Source organism: Candidatus Accumulibacter sp. ACC005, assembly GCF_907163215.1.
GTDB classification, from domain to species: Bacteria; Pseudomonadota; Gammaproteobacteria; order Burkholderiales; family Rhodocyclaceae; genus Accumulibacter; species Accumulibacter regalis.
Window position 1 is genome coordinate 290,899 of the sequence record NZ_CAJQUB010000005.1, and the last position, 19,381, is coordinate 310,279.

At 65.8% G+C, this 19,381-nt stretch carries 13 protein-coding genes; 7 read left to right on the top strand and 6 right to left on the bottom strand.

Translation table 11 applies throughout. The features are described from left to right. Positions 1-75 precede the first annotated feature (75 nt). The 3 genes from putA to QZ613_RS06440 all read right to left on the bottom strand — a co-directional run bounded on the left by putA (position 76) and on the right by QZ613_RS06440 (position 5,187). Positions 76-3,225 carry a bifunctional proline dehydrogenase/L-glutamate gamma-semialdehyde dehydrogenase PutA gene (gene putA, locus QZ613_RS06430; protein ID WP_291866185.1) on the bottom strand — a complete coding sequence of 1,050 codons (3,150 nt, stop codon included), beginning with the start codon at positions 3,223-3,225 and terminating at the stop codon, positions 76-78. Positions 3,226-3,394: 169 nt separating this feature from the next. Beyond that, positions 3,395-4,492, bottom strand: coding sequence for a branched-chain amino acid ABC transporter substrate-binding protein (locus QZ613_RS06435; protein ID WP_291866183.1), 1,098 nt, complete (start codon positions 4,490-4,492; stop codon positions 3,395-3,397). After that, the gene (locus QZ613_RS06440; RefSeq protein WP_291866181.1) at positions 4,489-5,187 is read right to left on the bottom strand and encodes a GntR family transcriptional regulator; all 699 of its coding nucleotides are present in this window, start codon (positions 5,185-5,187) and stop codon (positions 4,489-4,491) included. Before QZ613_RS06440 ends, QZ613_RS06435 begins: the two co-directional genes overlap by 4 nt. A 131-nt stretch (positions 5,188-5,318) precedes the next feature. Between QZ613_RS06440 and QZ613_RS06445 the strand changes: the two genes are divergently transcribed. Continuing rightward, the gene (locus tag QZ613_RS06445) at positions 5,319-7,565 is read left to right on the top strand and encodes a YgiQ family radical SAM protein (RefSeq protein WP_291901212.1); all 2,247 of its coding nucleotides are present in this window, start codon (positions 5,319-5,321) and stop codon (positions 7,563-7,565) included. A gap of 75 nt (positions 7,566-7,640) precedes the next feature. On the opposite strand, the gene QZ613_RS06450 is transcribed toward QZ613_RS06445, so the two are convergent. Then, a complete protein-coding gene (locus QZ613_RS06450; RefSeq protein ID WP_291901214.1) occupies positions 7,641-7,979 on the bottom strand; it encodes a cupin in 339 nt (112 codons plus the stop codon). A gap of 255 nt (positions 7,980-8,234) precedes the next feature. On the opposite strand from QZ613_RS06450, the gene QZ613_RS06455 reads away from it, so the two are divergent. The 3 genes from QZ613_RS06455 (at position 8,235) to QZ613_RS06465 (ending at position 14,737) form a co-directional block, all read left to right on the top strand. Continuing rightward, complete coding sequence (locus tag QZ613_RS06455; RefSeq protein WP_291901216.1) at positions 8,235-9,899, top strand: hypothetical protein; 1,665 nt, start codon at positions 8,235-8,237, stop codon at positions 9,897-9,899. 475 nt (positions 9,900-10,374) lie between these two features. Continuing rightward, complete coding sequence (locus QZ613_RS06460) at positions 10,375-12,117, top strand: arylsulfatase (RefSeq protein WP_291901218.1); 1,743 nt, start codon at positions 10,375-10,377, stop codon at positions 12,115-12,117. 271 nt (positions 12,118-12,388) lie between these two features. Beyond that, the gene (locus QZ613_RS06465) at positions 12,389-14,737 is read left to right on the top strand and encodes a fatty acid cis/trans isomerase (protein WP_291867259.1); all 2,349 of its coding nucleotides are present in this window, start codon (positions 12,389-12,391) and stop codon (positions 14,735-14,737) included. A gap of 84 nt (positions 14,738-14,821) precedes the next feature. Here QZ613_RS06465 and QZ613_RS06470 read toward each other — a convergent pair whose 3' ends face one another. Continuing rightward, complete coding sequence (locus QZ613_RS06470) at positions 14,822-15,397, bottom strand: DUF3617 family protein (protein ID WP_291901220.1); 576 nt, start codon at positions 15,395-15,397, stop codon at positions 14,822-14,824. A 152-nt stretch (positions 15,398-15,549) separates the two neighbouring features. On the opposite strand from QZ613_RS06470, the gene mtnA reads away from it, so the two are divergent. From mtnA to QZ613_RS06485, 3 genes are read left to right on the top strand one after another with little or no spacing between them, the layout of a single operon-like run. After that, positions 15,550-16,635 carry an S-methyl-5-thioribose-1-phosphate isomerase gene (mtnA, locus tag QZ613_RS06475; RefSeq protein WP_291867254.1) on the top strand — a complete coding sequence of 362 codons (1,086 nt, stop codon included), beginning with the start codon at positions 15,550-15,552 and terminating at the stop codon, positions 16,633-16,635. Next, positions 16,628-17,269 (top strand): class II aldolase/adducin family protein, encoded by a 642-nt coding sequence (locus tag QZ613_RS06480; RefSeq protein ID WP_043564400.1) that lies wholly within the window; start codon positions 16,628-16,630, stop codon positions 17,267-17,269. The genes mtnA and QZ613_RS06480 overlap by 8 nt, the downstream gene beginning before the upstream one ends. Positions 17,270-17,301: 32 nt before the next feature. Continuing rightward, on the top strand, positions 17,302-18,915 hold the full coding sequence (locus QZ613_RS06485) for an NAD(P)/FAD-dependent oxidoreductase (RefSeq protein WP_291867252.1): 1,614 nt from the start codon (positions 17,302-17,304) through the stop codon (positions 18,913-18,915). 32 nt (positions 18,916-18,947) lie between these two features. Here QZ613_RS06485 and dksA read toward each other — a convergent pair whose 3' ends face one another. Then, the gene (gene dksA / locus QZ613_RS06490; RefSeq protein WP_043564404.1) at positions 18,948-19,379 is read right to left on the bottom strand and encodes an RNA polymerase-binding protein DksA; all 432 of its coding nucleotides are present in this window, start codon (positions 19,377-19,379) and stop codon (positions 18,948-18,950) included. Positions 19,380-19,381: the final 2 nt, after the last annotated feature.

The window sequence follows — 19,381 nt, forward strand, 5'->3', positions numbered from 1 at the left end:
TGATTATTATCGTGTCGTCAGGTGTGGGCGCTCCTGCCGCTCCGGGTGTCACTCCGCTCTGGCCAGCGTCCTGAATCAGTCGTCGCTCGCGTCCAGCGCCATCAGACTGGCGTTGCCGCCGGCGGCGGTGGTATCGACCGACAGCGTGCGTTCGCTGGCGAAACGGTAGAGGTAGTGCGGGCCGCCGGCCTTTGGTCCGGTGCCGGAGAGACCTTCGCCGCCGAACGGCTGCACGCCGACCACGGCACCGATGACGTTGCGGTTGACGTAGGTGTTGCCGACGTGCAGGCGGGCGGTGATCCGCTGGACGGTGTCCTCGATGCGGCTGTGGATGCCCAGCGTCAGGCCGTAGCCGGTGCTGGCGATGGCGTCGCAGACCTTGTCGAGGTCCTCGCCGCGCCAGCGGACGATGTGCAGGATTGGCCCGAAAATCTCGCGTTCGAGGCGCGACAGGCTGTCGATTTCGTAGGCGCAGGGGGCAAAGAAGCTGCCGTGGCTGGTCGCCCGCTCGTCGAGCGTACAGGTGTAGAGCGGTTTGGCGAAGCTGTCCAGCCAGCTGGCGTGGGCGACCAGCACCTTGCGCGCGGCTTCGTCGATCACCGGGCCGACGTCGGTGCGCAGGTCGGCGGGGTCGCCGATGCGCAGTTCCTGCATGGCGCCGGCGAGCATGGTGCTGACGCGCTCGGCAATGTCCGCCTGGACGAAGAGCACGCGCAACGCCGAACAGCGCTGTCCGGCCGAATTGAACGCCGACGCGACGACGTCGCGGACGATCTGTTCGGGCAGTGCCGACGAGTCGGCGATCAGCGCGTTCTGGCCGCCGGTTTCGGCAATCAGCGGCACCAGCGGACCATCCTTTCCTGCCAGCGTGCGGGCAATGATGCGCGCCACCTCGGTGGAGCCGGTGAAGGCGACGCCGGCACACTCGCGAGCGGCGACCATCGCCGCTCCGACGCGGCCGTCGCCGGGCAGGAAGGCGAGTACATTCGCCGGGATGCCGGCGCTGTGCAGCATGCCCACGGCCAGGGCGGCGACCAGCGGCGTCTGCTCGGCGGGCTTGGCGAGCACCGTGTTGCCGGCGGCCAGCGCGGCGGCGACCTGGCCAACGAAAATGGCCAGCGGGAAGTTCCACGGGCTGATGCACACGAAAACGCCGCGGCCGTGCAGCGACAGGCTGTTGCGCTCGCCCGTCGGGCCGGGAAGCTCGATCGGCGCGGCGAATTTTTCCTTCGCCTGCGCGGCGTAGTAGCGGCAGAAATCGATCGCCTCGCGGACCTCGGAAACGGCGTCGACCTGGATCCGGCCGCCTTCGCGAACGATCAGCGCGACCAGTTCGGGCAGGCGCTCCTGCATCAGGTCGGCGGCAGCGTCGAGAGCGGCTGCGCGTGTCGCGGCAGGGGTGCTTTCCCAAGCCGGGAAAGCCGCCTGCGCGACGGCCATTGCGGTGCTGACGTCGGCGACGCTGGCCTCGATCACCTGGCCGACGACTTCGCGCTGGTTGGCCGGCGAACAGACCGGCCGGCTGCTGGCGCCTGAGCCCTGCTTGCCGCCAATCAGCGGCGCGGCGAGGTAGTTGACGTTGCGGCTCTGCTGGATGGCCTGGTGCAGGTGCTGGAGTGCGGCTTTGTCGTTCATGTCCGGTCCTTCACTGTTGGCGCGTTCGGCACCGAAGAGTTCACGTGGCAGCGGGATGCGTGGCTGGCGTTTGACCGCCAGCGCGGCCAGCCTTTCGACCGGGTCGGCGATCAGCGCGTCGATGGGCAACTCGGCGTCGGCGATACGGTTGACGAACGACGAGTTGGCACCATTCTCGAGCAGGCGACGAACGAGGTAGGCAAGCAGGTCTTCGTGACTGCCGACCGGCGCGTAGACGCGACACGGACGGTTCCACTTCTTGGCCCCGACGATCTGGTCGTAAAGTTCTTCGCCCATGCCGTGCAGGCGCTGGTATTCCCATTCGTCGCTGCCACCGGAGCTGATCGCAATTTCGGCGACCGCCGCCAGGGTGTGCGCGTTGTGCGTCGCGAACGCCGGGTAGAAAGCCTGCGGGTCGGAAAAAAGGCGCCTGGCACAGGCCAGGTAGGAGACGTCGCTGGTCACCTTGCGCGTAAAGACGGGGTAGTCGGCGTGGCCACGCTCCTGCGCGATCTTGATCTCGGCGTCCCAGTAGGCGCCCTTGCACAGGCGGACCAGCAAGCGCCGCTGACCGCGGTGCGCAAGGTCGGCGAGCCAGTCGAGCAGGGGCAGGGCGCGTTTCTGATAGGCCTGGATGGCCAGGCCGAGGCCGTTCCAGCCGACCAGTTCGTGATCGGTGGCCAGCGCTTCGATCAGGCCCATCGACAGTTCGAGTCGCTCGGCCTCCTCGGCGTCGATGGTCAGGCCGATATTCCTGGCCTTGGCCCTGACCGCCAGCGCCTTGATGGCCGGCAGCAGCTCGCGGCGCACGCGCTCCTCGTTGGCGACATCGTAGCGCGGGTGCAGTGCCGAGAGCTTGATCGAGATCGACGGCGCGATGAACGGCGGCTGGCCGCTGGCCGCGTCACCGATGGCGGCGATCGCCTTGCTGTACGAATCGAAGTAGCGCAGCGCGTCGGCGCTGGTACGTGCGGCCTCGCCGAGCATGTCGTACGAGTGCCGGTAGCCGGCTTTTTCGGCGCCGCGCGCGCGCTCCAGTGCTTCATGGATATTCCGCCCCATGACGAACTGCTTGCCGAGAATGCGCATCGCGGTGGTCACCGCCTGGCGGATCACCGGTTCGCCGGTACGCGATACCAGGCGCTTGAGAATGCCGCTGACGCTGCGCTGCGCGGTGTCGAGGTTGACGATCTGGCCGGTGAGCATCAACGCCCAGGTCCCGGCATTGACGAACGTGCTGTGCGAGGCGCCGAGTCGCTTCTGCCACTCGGTGCTGCCGATCTTGTCGCGAATAAGGCGATCGACGGTATCGGCGTCGGGGATGCGCAGCAGCGCTTCGGCCAGGCACATCAGCACCACGCCTTCGCGGGAGGAGAGGTCGTAAGTGGTCAGGAAGGCGTCGATGCCGCCGGTTTTCAGGCGCCGGTCACGAACCGTCTGGACCAGCGGCGTCGCCCGTTGGCGGATGCCCTCCTGTTCGGAATGGCTGAAGCGTGCCTTGGCGATCAGTTCCGCGACGAGCGTTTCCTCATCGATGCGGTGATAGTCACGCAGACGCTGGCGTAGTGCTTGGGGTGTGGCCACGCTCATCCTGCCTCCCGGTCGATGCGACGCGACACGCTCACTGCGTGTCGCGTCGCGTTGTCGAAATGTCCGCCGTGTTCACCATCGGGGCGGACGCCGTCAGCCGTTCTCACTGCGGGCAGGGTGCCGGGCGGCAATGCCGCCCGGCGCGCCTGTCTTGCCTGCATTCGCTCGCTTATTTCTTCACGTAGTCGTACTTGCCACCTTGCCACTGATAGACCATGAAGCCGGGCAGTTTGTTGTCGCCCTTGGCGTCGAAGCTCAGTTTGCCGATCACCGTGTCGAAGCTGCCTGAACGCAGAGCCTTTTCCATGTCCTTGTACTTGGTGCTCTTGGCGGCGTTGGCGGCGTCGGCGAACAACTGCATGGCCGCATAGGCGTACATCACGTAACCCTCGGGCTCGACCTTGGCGTCACGGAATTTCTTGACGACAGCAGCGGCAGAAGGGTTCTTGCGCGGATCCGGCGCAAAGGTGAAGAAGACGTTGTCGGCGGCCGGGCCGGCAGCGGTCACCAGTTCCGAGTTGGTCATCGTGTCACCGCCCATCACCATCAGCTTCAGGCCCGCCTGCTGTGCCTGGCGCAGGATCAGCGCCACTTCGGTGTGGTAGCCACCGAAGGCCATCACCCCGACGCCGGCCGACTTGAGCTTGCTGACCAGGCCCGAATAGTCCTTTTCACCGGCGGTGATCGATTCGCGCAGCGCTGGCTTGACGCCCTTGGCTTCCATGGCCTTGGCGATTTCGTCGGCGAGGCCCTTGCCGTAGGCGCTCTTGTCGTCGACCACGGCGATCTTCTGGCCCTTGAAGTGCTCGGCCAGGAAGGTGCCGGCGACCAGGCCCTGCTGGTCATCCCGACCCATGATGCGGAAAATGTTCTTCAGGCCGCGCTCGGTGACCTGCGGGTTGGTCGACACCGTGGCCATCGGAATCTGCGACTCGTTGTACACGTCGGACGCCGGGATCGTCGAACTCGAACACCAGTGCCCGTGCATGAAGACGATCTGCTTGTTGACCATCGTGTTGGCCACTGAAACTGCCTGCTTCGGGTCGCAGGCGTCGTCGCCGACTTCCAGTTGCAGCTTCTGGCCGAGGACGCCGCCCTTGGCGTTGATGTCGGCGATGGCCATTTCGGCCCCCTTGCGGATCTGGTCACCCGCCGACGCGTACTGACCGGTCATCGGGCCGGCGATGGCCACCAGAATGTCGGCGTAAGCGCTGCCGCCGGCGAGAGCCAGCAGACTGAAGCTGGCCGTCAGGATCGACTTTCTCATTTGTTTCCTCCTTTGCTACGGTGGTAATTCAGGTAATGGACAAGTGACGCACCCGCATCGAGCACGTGTGCCCGCGTGAGTTCTGCCGCCGCGTCCGGGTCCCGGCGAACGAAGGCTTCGAGAATCTCGGCGTGTTCGTGCAGGGTCTTGGGCAGTTCGGTGGTGATCGACAAGAGCGCGCGCACGTAGCGTTCGACCTTGTTGTACAGCGATCGGATTTCAGCCAGCAGGATCGGTCGCTCGGCTGCCGCGTAGAGCGTCGAATGGAACAGCCAGTTCAATTCGCCCCAGCGGCCGGCGTCGGTGGCCAGCGCAAAACCTTCAAGATGCTGGCGCGCGCCGGCGATGGCCTCGTCGTCGATCAGCGGCGCCGACAGGCGCGCCGCGCGCGCTTCGAGCATGGCGCGGATTTCCATGTATTCGCCGATCTCGGCAGCCGACAGCGAGGCGACCACGACACCCCGGTTGGGCAGGAACGTGACCAGGCCTTTGGCCTCGAGGTGCTTCAACGCTTCGCGGACGGGGATCTTGCTGACGTGAAAGTGGCTGGCGATTTCGTCCTGGCGGAGCATCTCGCCGGCCGGCAGCACACCGTCGACGATCGCTTTCTTGAGCATCTGCGCCACATGGTCCGACGCGCTCAGGCGCGGGATCCTCGCGGCGGGAATCAGTTCAAGCGCGGGCGGAATGGGCAATGAGCGAGCCTCCGAATATCGTATACGATATAAACGTTCCCGTTCAAGCTAGCGGCGGATGCGCAGAATAGCAAGCTGCAGTGCAGCAATTAAAGGGTGACCCGGGAAGCTTCCTGTAGAATCGCGTGCCCATGAACACTGTCAGCATCGACGCGTCGCGCAGCGCACCCCGCAACCTCTTTGCGTACCGGAAATTCTGGGCCAGCCGTTTCGGCAGTGCGCCCTTCCTGCCGATGTCGCGGACCGAGATGGACGAGCTCGGCTGGGACTCCTGCGACATCATCCTGGTCACCGGCGACGCGTACATCGACCACCCGAGTTTCGGCATGGCGCTGATTGGCCGCCTGCTCGAAGCGCAGGGCTTTCGCGTCGGCATCATCAGCCAGCCGGACTGGCTTTCGGCGAGGGCTTTCCAGGCGCTCGGCAGGCCGAATCTGTTCTTCGGCGTGACGGCCGGCAACATGGATTCGATGGTCAATCGCTACACCGCCGACCGCAAGCCGCGTTCCGACGACGCCTACACGGCCAACGCCGAACCGCACCGCCGCCCCGATCACGCGGTGGTCGTCTATGCGCAGCGCTGTCGCGAGGCCTTCCCGGGGGCCAACGTGGTGATCGGCTCGATCGAAGCCAGCCTGCGCCGCATCGCGCACTACGATTACTGGTCGGACAAGGTGCGCCGCTCGGTGCTGCCGGATTCGAAAGCCGACCTGCTCATCTTCGGCAGCGCCGAGCGGGCGATCGTCGAGCTGGCGCATCGCCTGGCCGCCGGTGAAAATATCGCCGACATCCGCGACCTGCGCGGGACCGGATTCATGGCCCCGCGCGGCTGGTTGCCGGGCAGCGACTGGGCCGAGATCGATTCCTCCGAAGTCGACACCCCGGGGACGCTGATCCGCCATCCCGACCCCTACGCAATGACTCCGGAGCCCGGCAAGGAGGCGGTGTGTGCGTCGAAAGCGGAAAACTCCGCAAGCCCGGCGAGCGCTGCGCACTCGGCCGGCAGCGTTGGCGAGCCGCGCACGCAGGTGATCAAGATGCAGTTCCAGCGGCATCAGCGCATGCCCAGGCTCGAGCGCACGCGAACGGCCATCCGCCTGCCGTCGTACGAGCAGGTCGTCGCCGATCCGGTACTTTATGCGCACGCCTCGCGGACTTTCCACGTCGAATCGAATCCGGGCAACGCGCGGGCGTTGATCCAGGCGCACGGCGAGCGCGACCTGTGGCTCAATCCGCCACCGATTCCGTTGACCACGCCGGAAATGGACGGCGTCTTCGCCTCGCCGTTCCAGCGCCGGCCGCACCCCGCGTACGGCGACGCCAAGATCCCGGCTTTCGAGATGATCCGCTTCTCGATCAACATCATGCGCGGCTGCTTCGGGGGCTGCACCTTCTGCTCGATCACCGAGCACGAGGGGCGCATTATCCAGAGCCGTTCCGAAGAATCGATCCTGCACGAGATCGAGGAGATCCGCGACAGGACGCCCGGCTTCACGGGCATCATTTCCGACCTCGGCGGACCCACCGCCAACATGTACCGGCTGGCGTGCAAGGACCCGAAGATCGAGTCCTCGTGTCGTCGCCTGTCGTGCGTCTTTCCGGGTATCTGCGAGAACCTGAACACCGATCACACGCCGCTGGTGAATCTCTACCGCAAGGCGCGGGCGATTCCCGGGGTGAAGAAGGTCCTGATCAGTTCCGGCCTGCGCTACGACCTCGCCGTGCGCGATCCGCAATACGTCAAGGAACTGGTCAGCCATCACGTCGGCGGCTACCTCAAGATCGCCCCCGAGCACACCGAAGAGGGGCCGCTGGCGCACATGATGAAGCCGGGCATGGGTTCCTACGAGCAGTTCAGGGTGATGTTCGAGAAGTTCTCGAAAGAGGCGGGCAAGGAGCAATACCTGATCCCCTACTTCATCGCCGCGCATCCGGGAACCACCGACCACGACATGCTGAACCTGGCGCTGTGGCTGAAGCGGAACAAGTTTCGTCTCGACCAGGTGCAGACTTTTCTGCCGACGCCGATGGCGCTGGCCACGGCGATGTACCACAGCGAGAAGAACCCGCTGGCCAGGGTCGGGCGCGCGTCGGCCGGCGTCGAAACCGTTCGCAACGCGCGCCAGCGCCGCCTGCACAAGGCTTTTCTACGCTATCACGACGCCAACAACTGGCCCCTGCTGCGCGAGGCGCTGAAGCAGATGGGCCGCGCCGACCTGATCGGCAACGGCCGGCACCAGTTGGTCCCGAGCTTTCAGCCGCCGGGAACCGGGACGCGGCGGGCGCCCGCGTCCGCCGACGTCAAGACCGTCGCGCGTTCGCCTGTGCGGGCAGGGGTGAGGACTGCGCCGGTCGGCGCTCGCTCGCGCAAGCGCTGATTCGCCTCGCCGCGAAGACTCGACAAGCGACGCCGGAGGTCTGGCGCGCACGCGTCCAGCCTGGCCTGCCCGCGATCAGACGGGGAGGGCGGGCGATTCGTAGTGGACCGCCAGCCAGATCGTCGCCTGCCCGGGTAGCGTCCAGTCAACCCGATGCCGGCGCCGCGGCGCGATGTTCACGCAATCCCCCGCCTTGAGGTGCTCGGCCAGCGGCGGGTCTTCGAAGCGCAACAGTGCCTCCCCCTGCAGCAGCACGATCCACTCTCCGAGCGCCTGTTCGTACCAGAAACCCGGCGCGCTTGCCTGGCCGGTCGACACGATGCGTTCGATCCTGAGGCCCGGTCGGGCAAGCAGTTCGAGAAACTGCTCGTCGGGCGCTGAGTCTGGCGGCAGTTCGGCGAAGATGTTCTTCATCCGGGGGGGCGCGGAAAACAGGAAATTCTACGCCAAGTTCCGGCCGACGGCCGGAGCGCCCTGAATGCCCCGATGGCGGCTGTCGCTCTATTCCGTCGAAAAACCCGGGGGCCATCGATCGCTCCCGAACGGATGTACGGATGCTGATCGTCGCCTACCGCTAGCGCACTGGCGGCGATGCCATTGACGTCCTGACGGCAAGGACCTAGCATGGCCGGCCGGCTGCTTCCGGCGATTCCTCTTCCGGAGACGCCCATGGACGTGGCGACAAACGACGCAGGCCAGCGGGTCCGCCATTTCCGGCAGATCCTGATGTGGCCCTTGCAACTGATGCCGCTGGCCGAGGGCGGACCTTTCCGGAACCACAGTCAGTTGCTCGATCGTATCGACGCTGACAACCCGTGGCGGGAACTGGCCGACGAGTTCAGCGGCGACCCCGAGCAGTTTCACGAACGCCATTACAGCGAGTTCGTGACCTTCCTGCCGCACGTCCAGCGCTTCCTCTATGGCGAAGGCGGGGGTCAGATGGGGAGCAGTTCGCGCCACGGCGAATCGCCGATCCGCGTCTTCCGTCGCCACGACGTGGCCAAGGTGCGCATGCACTACAAGGACCGCGAGCAGCCGATCGATTTCGACGTCGCCCACCTCGACCTCTATTTCTTCTACGACATCGAGATCCTCATCCTGGTCGTCGAGATCTTTGCCGACGACCTCGAACTGCGGCAGGTGCACGACACGCTGTACCGCTTCGGGCGGGCCTATCCACCGTCCTGGGACGACGATGGCAGCGGTAGCCACTGCCTGAAACGCAGCGAATGGATCGCCCTGGACGGCCGGGTGCTGGCCGCTTCGGACTACGAGAAACGCAGCAAGTACCTCACCTTCGTCTCGCGCTTCCGCGCCCCGTGCATCTCGTCGCACTGGGAGTTCCTGCTCCGGCCACTGGTGCTGCACCACTCGGACGAGGAAGGCCTGGTCCGCTACCGGCAGATCGAGTATCACCGCATGCCGCTCCTCGCCTACCTGGCGATGGACGACCCGCGCACGCTCAGCCGTGACGACTTCGCGCGCCTGGTGCTGGTCACCGGACCGGGGAAGATCGGCGCGCCGCCCGCTTCCGAGCTGCCGCTCGACGATTTCGAAGCGCGCTATTGCTACGACCGCTACTGGCACCCGCACGCCGAGCAGCCGGGAAGCCGGCAGCTCTCCTGCGGGCACGCGGTCATCATGGTCGGCAGCGCCCGCGACGTCTACTTCAGCGGCCTGGAGAACGGTCTGCTCGGGCAGTTTCGGCACCAGTTCTTCCTCCTCGCGCTGATCCCGCACTTTCACAAGGCCGCCTTGCTGATGCTCTCCGACCGCTTGGTGACGGCACTCAATCACCTCCGCATCGGCCAGCCCGAATCGGTCAAGGAATTCAAGCGCGCCATTCGGCAGATCCTCGAAGTCTTCCTGCGCTTCACCCATCGCTACTGGTTCTACGAGATTTCCGACCAGGCACAGGCCCGCTCGATGTTCAAGCTGACCAGGGAGCACCTGGGCACCGAGCGCCTGTATAGCGAATTGCGCGAGGAAATCCAGGACATGAGCCAGTACCTCGACAGCGACAGCCTGCGCCGGCAGTCCAATACGGTCGTCCGCCTGACCGTGGTGACCACCGCCGGCCTGATCGCCACGATCACCACCGGCGTCCTCGGAATGAACCTGCTCGACGCCACGCACGCTCCCTTCGCCGAGCGACTGGCGCTGTTTGCGCTGGTCGCCGTGCCGTCGGCGCTGCTCACCGGTTTCGCCATCGTCAAGTCGAAGGCGCTCTCGGAGTTTCTCGAGGCGCTGTCCGACGAACGTCTCTCGCCGCGTGCCAAACTTGCCACGCTGACGGCCGTCTGGCGACGGCCACGCCGACCCGACGGCGGCTGAGCAGCGGTTCTCGCCAGGTCAATTCTTTGACTAGTTGTCGGCCACAGCAGCGCAGCGGCAGCTGGCCATTGCGGTGCCGGGCACTTGCGCAGCACGTCGGCCTTAGGGAAGGCCTTTCATCATTCACTACTTGGCCTTTCCGGCCATCGCGGACGACCAACAGGGTAGCTGTTTGCCCGGTTTTGTTGCTGCCCACAGGATTTAGCGTTTATGATGCTGACGAAATGCCGAGGGCAACACGGATCGATCGCGGTAGCGAAACATCGGTTCTCGGTGAGTCCCGCTCTCACCACGCCAAGCTGATGCTCAGGTTTGCCCAATTCGCTTCATCGGCTGGCGCCTTCGAAATCTGCTCGGCCGAGCCCCGAAGGACGCCAAGCGGTGTCACCCGCAGCCTGCCAAGTTCCGAGTCGGGTCATCGCCAACGAACCGATCCAAACGCTACGCCAACAGAAGCAACACTTAGGAGGGATAAATGAAGCTTGTCTCGATGTTCCACTGTAGATTACTGACACTTTTCGCCGTGCTGACCCTGGGCGCCGGATCAGCCTTCGCCGCTGCCGCCGCGACGGCGACAGCCGGTGCCACCGCCGGTGCCAAGCCCAACATCGTGTTCATCATGGGCGACGACATTGGCTGGATGCAGCCGAGCATCTATCATCAGGGCCTGATGGTCGGCGAAACGCCGAACATCGATCGCATCGGCAAGGAAGGTGCGAGATTCATGACCTATTACGCCGAGCAGAGTTGTACGGCCGGGCGCAACGCCTTCTTCACCGGCATGCATCCGCTGCGCACGGGCATGATCCCGCCGCAACTGCCGGGTAGCCCGTCCTGGTTGCGTCCGGGCACGCCTTCGCTGGCCAAGTTCCTGCTCGACCTCGGTTACAACACTGGCGAGTTCGGCAAGAATCATCTCGGCGACCATTTCGAGGCGCTGCCGACTTCGCACGGCTTTCAGGAATACTGGGGTTACCTCTATCACCTCGACGCCATGCAGGGCGTGAGCTTCGTCGATATCAACAAGACGCCGCTGGTGCAGGGCATTGCGCCGCCGTGCAAGAACACGCCGATCACCGGCCTGCCCGAAGTGCCCGGCGCCGTCGATCCGAAAACGGCGACCTGTCTCACCCCACCGCGGCCAGTCATCTGGTGCAAGTCCAGTGACGGCACGCAGCAGAACACGACGTGCAAGGACGAAGGTCCGCTGACCCTGGAACGTTCGCGGACCGTCGACGAGGAAATCTCGGCCAAGGTCATCGACTTCATGGACCACAACGATCCGAAGAAGACCGGCAAACCGTTCTTCGTCTGGTACAACCCGGCGCGTATGCACGTCACGACCATGCTGTCGCCGAAGTACGAGGCGATGGTCGGCGAACCCGGCGGCAAGGACTGGGGGACCAACGAAGCCGGCATGAAGCAGATGGACGACAACATCGGCGCCGTCATGAAGAAGCTGGAGGACATGGGCCAGCTCGACAACACCATCATCGTGTTCACCACCGACAACGGCGCCGAGACCATCACCTTTCCCGACGGTGGCAACACCCCCTTCAAGGGCGGCAAGCTGACCACCTGGGAAGGCGGCATGCGCGCACCGATGCTCATGCGCTGGCCGGGCGTCATCAAGCCGGGTACGGTCAAGGACGACATCTTCGCCTCGCTCGACTGGGTACCGACGCTGGTTAACATCGCGGGCGGGGCCAAGGGCAACGCACTCAACGAGCAGATCATGGCCGGCAAGTACCCCGGCATCGTCAAGACCAAGCTCGACGGCGTCGACCAGACCGATTACCTCACCGGCAAGTCGGAGAAATCGGCGCGTGAGGTGTTTTTCTACTACACCGGTTCGCAACCGTCGGCGGTGCGCTACAAGAACTGGAAGATGTATTACACGATCGTTCCCGATACCGCGACCGGCGGGCTGTTCGGCGCCGTCAGTTTTCACTGGACGCAGCTCCTCAACCTCAAGCGTGACCCCTTCGAGACGACGGTCGGCTCCGACGCGAAGTCCTTGCTGGGTTACGGCGGCGCGCTTGGCTCTCCGGGCAACGCCTATATCTACAACTGGAACATGTTGCCGATCGGCCAGTTGCTGTGGGAGAAGGAGCTGTTCTCGTACAAGGAGTTTCCGCCGATGCAGGCACCGGAGACCTATAACCTGGATGGCATCCTCAAGGCCATGCAGCAAGGTGGCCACCACGGCCACGATTGAGTCGGCACGCTGACGGCTCGTGACATGCCCCTGCGGGCGCCCGAACCGGGCGCCCGTTTGCTGAGCACGGACGGTGGCCAGGGGCCGGTGGGGCGTGCGGCAGGTCCCGGTGAGGCCGGCTGCAGCGCGGCCATACCGGTGCTCCGGAGCGCTGGGTGGAAAAGACGGGGACTGGCGCAGCGCGCCCTGGAGTAGGTATCCTTGACGCTTTGCCGGTGCAGGCCGCCGGCGCGCAGGCGCCAGCGCGGCGCAAGAACCCGGGAAACCGCTCATGATCATCGACAAGAAATCGCTGCTCCTGCTCATCGTCGTCCTTGGCGGCTGCGCCGCGATTACCCGCCACACGCTCAACGACGAGTATGGCGCGCCGGACCCCGCGCGCTTCGACGTGCCCGCCGCGCCGCCGGCTGGATTCTCGTATCGCAGCGACGTCCAGCCGATCCTCGAAAAACGATGCGTCGTCTGCCACGCCTGCTACGACGGGCCGTGCCAGTTGAAGTTCACGGCCTGGGAGGGGGTCGCGCGCGGCACCAGCAAGGCGCTGGTCTACGACAGCGCTCGCCTGGACGAAGCCCCGTTGACGCGCCTGTTCACCGACGCGCAGAGCGCTTCGCAATGGCGCGGCAAGGGATTTTCGGCGGTCCTCAACGAGCGCGAGCAGACGCCGGAAGCGAATCTGGCGGCGAGCGTGATGTATCGGGCGCTCAAGCTGAAGGAGGACCATCCGCTGCCCGTCACGGCCATCCTCCCCGAGGCCTTCGATTTCTCGCTCGACCGGAAACAGCAGTGCCCGCGGATCGACGAATACGAGGCCTTCGAGCGCAAGAATCCCCTCTGGGGAATGCCCTTCGGCCTGCCGGGCCTGGACGATGGCGAAACGGCCACCCTGCGCCGCTGGCTGGAACTGGGCGCGCCTTTCGAGGGGCTGCCGCCGCTGCCGGAACGAATCGATGCGCAGGTCGCCGACTGGGAGGCGTTCCTGAATGGCGACTCGCTCAAGCAACGCCTGGCCAGCCGCTACATCTACGAACATCTTTTCCTGGCCCACCTGTACTTCGACGACGATGCGGCGCATCACTACTTCCGGATGGTCAGGTCGCGGACGCCGCCGGGCCAGCCGATCGACCTCATTGCCAGTCGCCGGCCGTACGACGACCCCGGCGTCGAGCGCGTCTACTACCGCCTCGATCGCGAACGGGAAACCATCGTCGACAAGACGCATCTGCCCTACGCACTCGGACCCAAGCGCATGCAGCGCTGGCGGCAGCTGTTCATCGAAGCCGACTACACGCTCACGGAACTGCCTTCCTACGAGCTGAAAGCGGCCTCCAACCCCTTCGTGACCTTCCAGGCGCTGCCCACATCGGCGCGCTATCAGTTCATGCTCGACGAGGCGCAATTCACGATCATGAATTTCATCAAGGGCCCGGTCTGTCGTGGCCAGGTGGCGCTGAACGTGATCGAGGATCGTTTCTGGGTGTTCTTCCTTGCCGACGCCGATCTGCAGGACCAGGCTGGAGAATTCCTGGCGCGCGAATCGAGCCTGCTCGCCTTGCCGGCGGCGCTGGGAAGTGACGCCGGGATCGTCGTTCCGTGGCGCAGGTACGCCAAGCTGCAGGCCGAGTACCTGCAGGCCAAGTCGAAGTTCCTCGATCGCTACGCGGCGGCAAACAAGGGCCCGAATCAGGAGTGGATCTGGAACGGCGACGGCAACAACCCGAACGCTGCGCTGACCATCTTCCGCCACTTCGACAATGCCTCGGTGGTCACGGGCCTGGTCGGTGGTCCTCCGAAGACGGCGTGGGTGATCGGTTATGGCCTGCTCGAACGTATCCACTACCTGCTCGTTGCCGGTTACGACGTCTATGGCAACGTCGGCCACCAGCTGCTGTCGCGGCTGTACATGGACTTCCTGCGCATGGAAGGCGAGTTCAACTTCCTCACCTTTCTGCCCCGCGCCGAACGCAAGGCGGTGAGCGACTACTGGTATCGCGGTGCGAGCCAGGAGGTGAAGAACCACGTGTACGGAGATCTGGCCAGTTTCGACGCTCAGAGCGGCATCCGTTATCGCAGCAAGGATCCGCAGCACGAGCTATACACGCTGCTCCAGCGCCGCCTGGCACCGGTGCTGAACCACCAGTACGATCTCGCGCAAGTGAGCGATGCCGCCTTGCAGAAGGATCTCGCCACCCTCGCCAGTGCGCGCGGTGCGCCGCTGTCGTGGTTCCCCGAGATGGTCTTCGTGCGTCTGGAGGATCCGCCGCGCGCACCGCGATACTTCACGCTGCTGCGCAACACCGGCCATCGCAGCGTCTCCAGCCTGCTCCGCGAAGGGCAAGAACTCCTCCCGGCCGAGAACACGATGACCGTGGTGCCCGGGTTCATCGGCGCCTACCCGAGCGCCATCTACCGCGTGCAACGCTCGGAAATCAGGGCTCTCGCCAAGGCCATCGGCAGCTTGTCGTCGGAAGAGGACTACCGTGCGCTGGCCGACCGCTACGTCGTTCGGCGCAGCAACCCGCGTTTCTGGCAGGCCAGCGACGAGCTTCAGGAAGCGCATCTGCAATTTTCGCCAATCGACTCCGGGCTGCTCGACTACAACCGGCTGGAGAACCGCTGATCGACGATGCGATCATTCGCCGGCCGCGTGGGGGCGTGTTGCGGGCGACGACGAAGCGCCGGCTGCACGCCCCCTTCCGCCGGCCTACTTCTGCTGCTTCAGCATCTCCTGGACGCGCGGATCCTTCATCATCTCGTTGAGGTTCATTCCGCCCATGCCCGGCATGGTCACCTCGCCGGGTTTCTGGCCCGCCTGGCAGGGGCCGATCCAGCGCGCGTCTATGGCCACCCTTGACTCGCTGATGCCGTGCAGCGGCGGGCTGAAGCGAGTGTGAAGGTCGCCCTTGTAGGCGACGTCGAAAGTGCCGACGAATACGGCATCGGTCGTCGCCGTGCTGCCCTGGACCTTGCACACCGAGTGCACGCTGGCCTGGTTGCCCTGCGTCCTGACGTCGAGGACGCTGCAGTGGTGTTTTTCCTTCCTCGCCTGCTGTTGCATCAGGTCGTCGGTGTTGCGGTCGATACATTGCTGCATCGCGCCGATCGACGGCATGCCTTCCATGCGCGTATTGAGCTCCCACAGGCCGGGTTTGCGCTTGGGCAACTCGCTGCTGCTCGCGGCGTGCGCGGCGCCGATCAGGCTGCACGCCGCCAGCGCGCCAAGGAGCAGGGGAGAGGCAAGGTGATGGTGGCGGGCGGGCGCTGTGCTTACAGGTGTCATGATGGTTCCTCGTTGACGATAGGGCGGATGGATCGGCGCGCAGAGGATAGCAAAACTGGGTAGCGCCTGGGTCTGCGGCGAGCGCTGATCGCCGTCGGCAGCGCCTGACATCGTTCGTCGGCAGCCTGCGGGGCACTGCTAGAATGGCGACCATGAGAGTTGATGGCACGCCCACACGAACGATCCGGCCGCTGGCCAACGCCCAGGCGGTCGAGATCATCGACCAGACCGCGCTGCCGCACGAGTATCGCTGGCTGCGCCTGGCCAGCCTGGAAGCGGCCGCGCACGCGATCGGCAGCATGCAGGTCCGCGGCGCACCGCTGATCGGCGTGACCGCCGCCTACGGAGTGGCGCTAACGATGCTGCAGGGCGACGACGACGCGACCCTCCTGGCCGCAGTCGCTACCCTGGCCGCAACGCGGCCGACGGCGGTGAATCTGCGCTGGGCGCTGACCCGCATGCAGCGCTGCCTGGCACCCTTGCCAGCCGCGGCGCGTGCCGCTGCCGCGTGGCAGGAAGCGGCACGGATTGCCGACGAGGACGTCGAGCAGTGTCGCCAGATCGGCAAGCATGGCCTGGAACTGCTGCGCCGGCGTGCTGGCGAGCGCGGCCGCCTGGAGATCATGACCCACTGCAACGCGGGCTGGCTGGCGACCGTCGATCACGGGACGGCGCTGGCGCCGGTCTATGCGGCTTTCGACGCGGGAATCGACGTCCATCTCTGGGTTTCCGAAACGCGGCCGCGCAATCAGGGGCTGTTGACTGCCTGGGAAGCGGCCCAGCACGGCGTGCCGCATACGCTCGTCGCCGATAACGCCGCCGGGCTGCTGCTGGCCCGCGGCGGCATCGACGCGGTCATCGTCGGTGCCGACCGCATTGCCGCCAACGGTGACGTTGCCAACAAGATAGGCACCTACCTCAAGGCGCTGGCGGCTGACGACGCTGCGGTGCCGTTCTACGTCGCCGCACCGCACTCGACGATCGACTTTGCCTGTCCGAGCGGGGCGGCGATTCCGATCGAGGAACGCGCCGCCGACGAGTTGCGGATCGTGCATGGCCGCGATTCGTCCGGCGTTTGCGGCCAGCTGCGGCAGCTGCCGGCCGGCGAAGGCGTCGCCAACCCGGCTTTCGACATCACGCCGGCGCGCCTGGTCGGCGCCCTGATCACCGAGCGCGGCTGCTGCCCGGCGAGCAGCGAGGGGCTGCTGGCGCTGTACCCGGAGGAACGGCATGGCTGATCTTCGCCAGCGCCTGATCGCCAGCGCGCGGCGGATGACCGCCGCCGGCCTGAACCGCGGTACGGCAGGCAACCTCAGTGTCCGCGTCGGCGGGGGCCAGGCGGGTTTCCTGATCACCCCGACGGGCATGGACTACGACGCTCTCGAAGTCGACGACATTGTCTTCATGCGCCTCGACGGAACGCCGACCGGGCGCCGCAAACCGTCGTCCGAGTGGCGCTTTCACCGTGATCTCTACGTCCATCGCCCGGACGCCGGCGCCATTCTGCACGCGCATTCGCCCTTTGCCACCAGCCTGGCGTGTCTGCGCCGCGACATTCCGGCGTTTCACTACATGATCGCGCGCTTCGGCGGCGACAGCCTGCGCTGCGCCGGCTACGCGACCTTCGGCACGCAGGAACTCTCCGACGCCGTGCTGCTGGCGATCGCCGATCGGCGCGCCTGCCTGCTCGGCAATCACGGCATGCTGGTCCTCGGCGAGGACCTCGAGCAGGCGCTGGCCCTTGGCGGCGAACTCGAAGCGCTCTGCGAACAGTACTGGCGCGCCTGCCAGCTCGGTGAGCCGGTGCTCCTCGACGCCGCCGAAATGGCGACGGTACTTGCCAAGTTCGCCAGCTACGGACAGCAGGCCTGAACGCCCCGATCACTGGACAATCCGAAAAGACCATGTTGCGCGTCAGCGAAATCCGCCTGCCCATCGACCATCCGCCGGAAGCGCTGCCCGCCGCGGTGGCCGCTCGCCTCGGCATTGCCGTGCAGGAGATCGGCGAGATCAGCGTTTTCCGGCGCAGCTGCGACGCGCGCAAGGCAAGTGCGCTGGTTTTCAGTTACAGCGTCGACCTGACCCTGCCCGACGAGGCGCAGCTGCTGGCCCGTTTCGCCGACGACCGCCAGGTGCAGGCGGCGCCGGACATGCGCTACCACTTCGTCGGACGTGCGCCAGCGGGGCCGCCGGGCAGCCGACCGCTGATCGTCGGTTTCGGTCCGGCGGGCATCTTTGCGGCGCTGATCCTGGCCCAGTCCGGGTTCAGGCCGATCGTTCTCGAGCGCGGCAAGGCGGTGCGCGAGCGCACGCAGGATACCTGGGGCCTGTGGCGCAGGAAGGTGCTTGACCCCGAGTCGAACGTGCAGTTCGGCGAGGGCGGGGCCGGTACCTTTTCCGACGGCAAGCTCTACAGCCAGATCAAGGACCCGCAGCACCATGGTCGCAAGGTGCTCGAGGAATTCGTCAAGGCCGGCGCGCCGGAAGAGATTCTCTACGTCAACAAGCCGCACATCGGCACCTTCCGGCTGGTCGGCATGGTCGAGCAGATGCGCCGAGAAATCGAGCGCCTGGGCGGCGAGGTACGCTTCCAGCAGCGCGTCAGCGGGGTGCACATCGAAGCCGGGCGCGTGCGCGGGGTGACGCTCGCTTCGGGCGAGGAACTCGCTGGCGAGCGGCTGGTTCTGGCGCTCGGCCACAGCGCTCGCGACACTTTCGAGATGCTGCAGCAGGCGGGGGTGTTCATGGAAGCCAAACCGTTCTCGATCGGCTTGCGCATCGAACACCCGCAGGCACTGATCGACAAGGCTCGTTTTGGCACCCACGCCGGCCATCCGGCGCTCGGCGCGGCGGACTACAGGCTGGTCCATCATTGCCGCAACGGGCGCTCGGTGTATAGCTTCTGCATGTGCCCGGGTGGCACGGTGGTCGCCGCCACTTCGGAAGAGAAGCGGGTGGTGACCAACGGCATGAGCCAGTATTCGCGCAACGAACGCAACGCCAACGCCGGCATCGTCGTCGGTATTACGCCGCTCGATTACCCGGGTGGGCCGCTGGCCGGCATCGCCTTGCAGCGCGAACTCGAGAGCCGCGCCTTCGAGCTCGGCGGCGGCAGTTACGACGCGCCGGCGCAGCTGGTCGGCGATTTCCTCGCCGGGCGGCCGTCACGCTTTCTCGGCAGCGTCATGCCTTCGTATCAACCGGGCGTCCGTCTGACGGATCTCTCCACGGCGCTGCCCGACTACGCGATTGCAGCGATCCGCGAAGCCCTGCCGGCCTTCGCGCGGCAGCTTAGAGGGTTCGCCATGGACGACGCCATCCTCACCGGCGTCGAGACACGCACGTCGTCACCGCTGCGAATTACCCGCGGCACCGATTTCCAGAGCCTGAACGTCAGGGGCCTGTATCCGGCGGGCGAGGGCGCCGGATACGCCGGCGGTATTCTCTCCGCGGGTGTCGATGGCATCAGGGTTGCCGAAGCGCTGACCCGCGACATCCTCCAGGCCGGGCCGGGATAGCGCTCGCCCGGCGGGCGTCGGGCTGCTCAGGTTCAGCCGCCGAAGCGGCGCTTGCTCTGCTCGCGGCGCTCCTGGGCTTCCAGGCAAAGGCTCGCCGTCGGACGTGCCAGCAGGCGGGCAATGCCGATCGGCTCGCCGGTTTCCTCGCACCAGCCGTAGTTTCCGTCGTCGATGCGGCGCAGAGCTTCGCGGATCTTCTGCAGCAGCTTTCTTTCCCGATCACGAACACGCAGTTCCAGCGTGTGCTCCTCTTCGGTGCTCGCCCGATCGCTCCAGTCGGCACTGACTTCGCTCTCCTGCAGGTGGCCGGCGGTCTCTTTCACGGCCGAGAGCAGGGCCTCTTCTTCTGCGCGCAGGCGCTGGCGAAAGAAAGCCACCTGCGCCGGAGACATGTACTCGTCCTCTGGCGCCGCGCGCAGCGCCGCCTCGGTCTCGGTAGTACCCCGTACGGAGAGCTTGTCCATGA

What these genes read in the sequence shown, in the direction of transcription:
- putA (WP_291866185.1), bottom strand. Translation starts at nt 3,225, where the DNA reads ATGAGCGTGGCCACACCCCAAGCACTACGCCAGCGTCTGCGTGACTAT.
- QZ613_RS06485 (WP_291867252.1), top strand. Translation starts at nt 17,302, where the DNA reads ATGTTGCGCGTCAGCGAAATCCGCCTGCCCATCGACCATCCGCCGGAA.
- QZ613_RS06450 (WP_291901214.1), bottom strand. Translation starts at nt 7,979, where the DNA reads ATGAAGAACATCTTCGCCGAACTGCCGCCAGACTCAGCGCCCGACGAG.
- QZ613_RS06460 (WP_291901218.1), top strand. Translation starts at nt 10,375, where the DNA reads ATGAAGCTTGTCTCGATGTTCCACTGTAGATTACTGACACTTTTCGCC.
- QZ613_RS06435 (WP_291866183.1), bottom strand. Translation starts at nt 4,492, where the DNA reads ATGAGAAAGTCGATCCTGACGGCCAGCTTCAGTCTGCTGGCTCTCGCC.
- mtnA (WP_291867254.1), top strand. Translation starts at nt 15,550, where the DNA reads ATGAGAGTTGATGGCACGCCCACACGAACGATCCGGCCGCTGGCCAAC.
- QZ613_RS06470 (WP_291901220.1), bottom strand. Translation starts at nt 15,397, where the DNA reads ATGACACCTGTAAGCACAGCGCCCGCCCGCCACCATCACCTTGCCTCT.
- QZ613_RS06480 (WP_043564400.1), top strand. Translation starts at nt 16,628, where the DNA reads ATGGCTGATCTTCGCCAGCGCCTGATCGCCAGCGCGCGGCGGATGACC.
- QZ613_RS06445 (WP_291901212.1), top strand. Translation starts at nt 5,319, where the DNA reads ATGAACACTGTCAGCATCGACGCGTCGCGCAGCGCACCCCGCAACCTC.
- QZ613_RS06455 (WP_291901216.1), top strand. Translation starts at nt 8,235, where the DNA reads ATGGACGTGGCGACAAACGACGCAGGCCAGCGGGTCCGCCATTTCCGG.
- QZ613_RS06465 (WP_291867259.1), top strand. Translation starts at nt 12,389, where the DNA reads ATGATCATCGACAAGAAATCGCTGCTCCTGCTCATCGTCGTCCTTGGC.
- dksA (WP_043564404.1), bottom strand. Translation starts at nt 19,379, where the DNA reads ATGGACAAGCTCTCCGTACGGGGTACTACCGAGACCGAGGCGGCGCTG.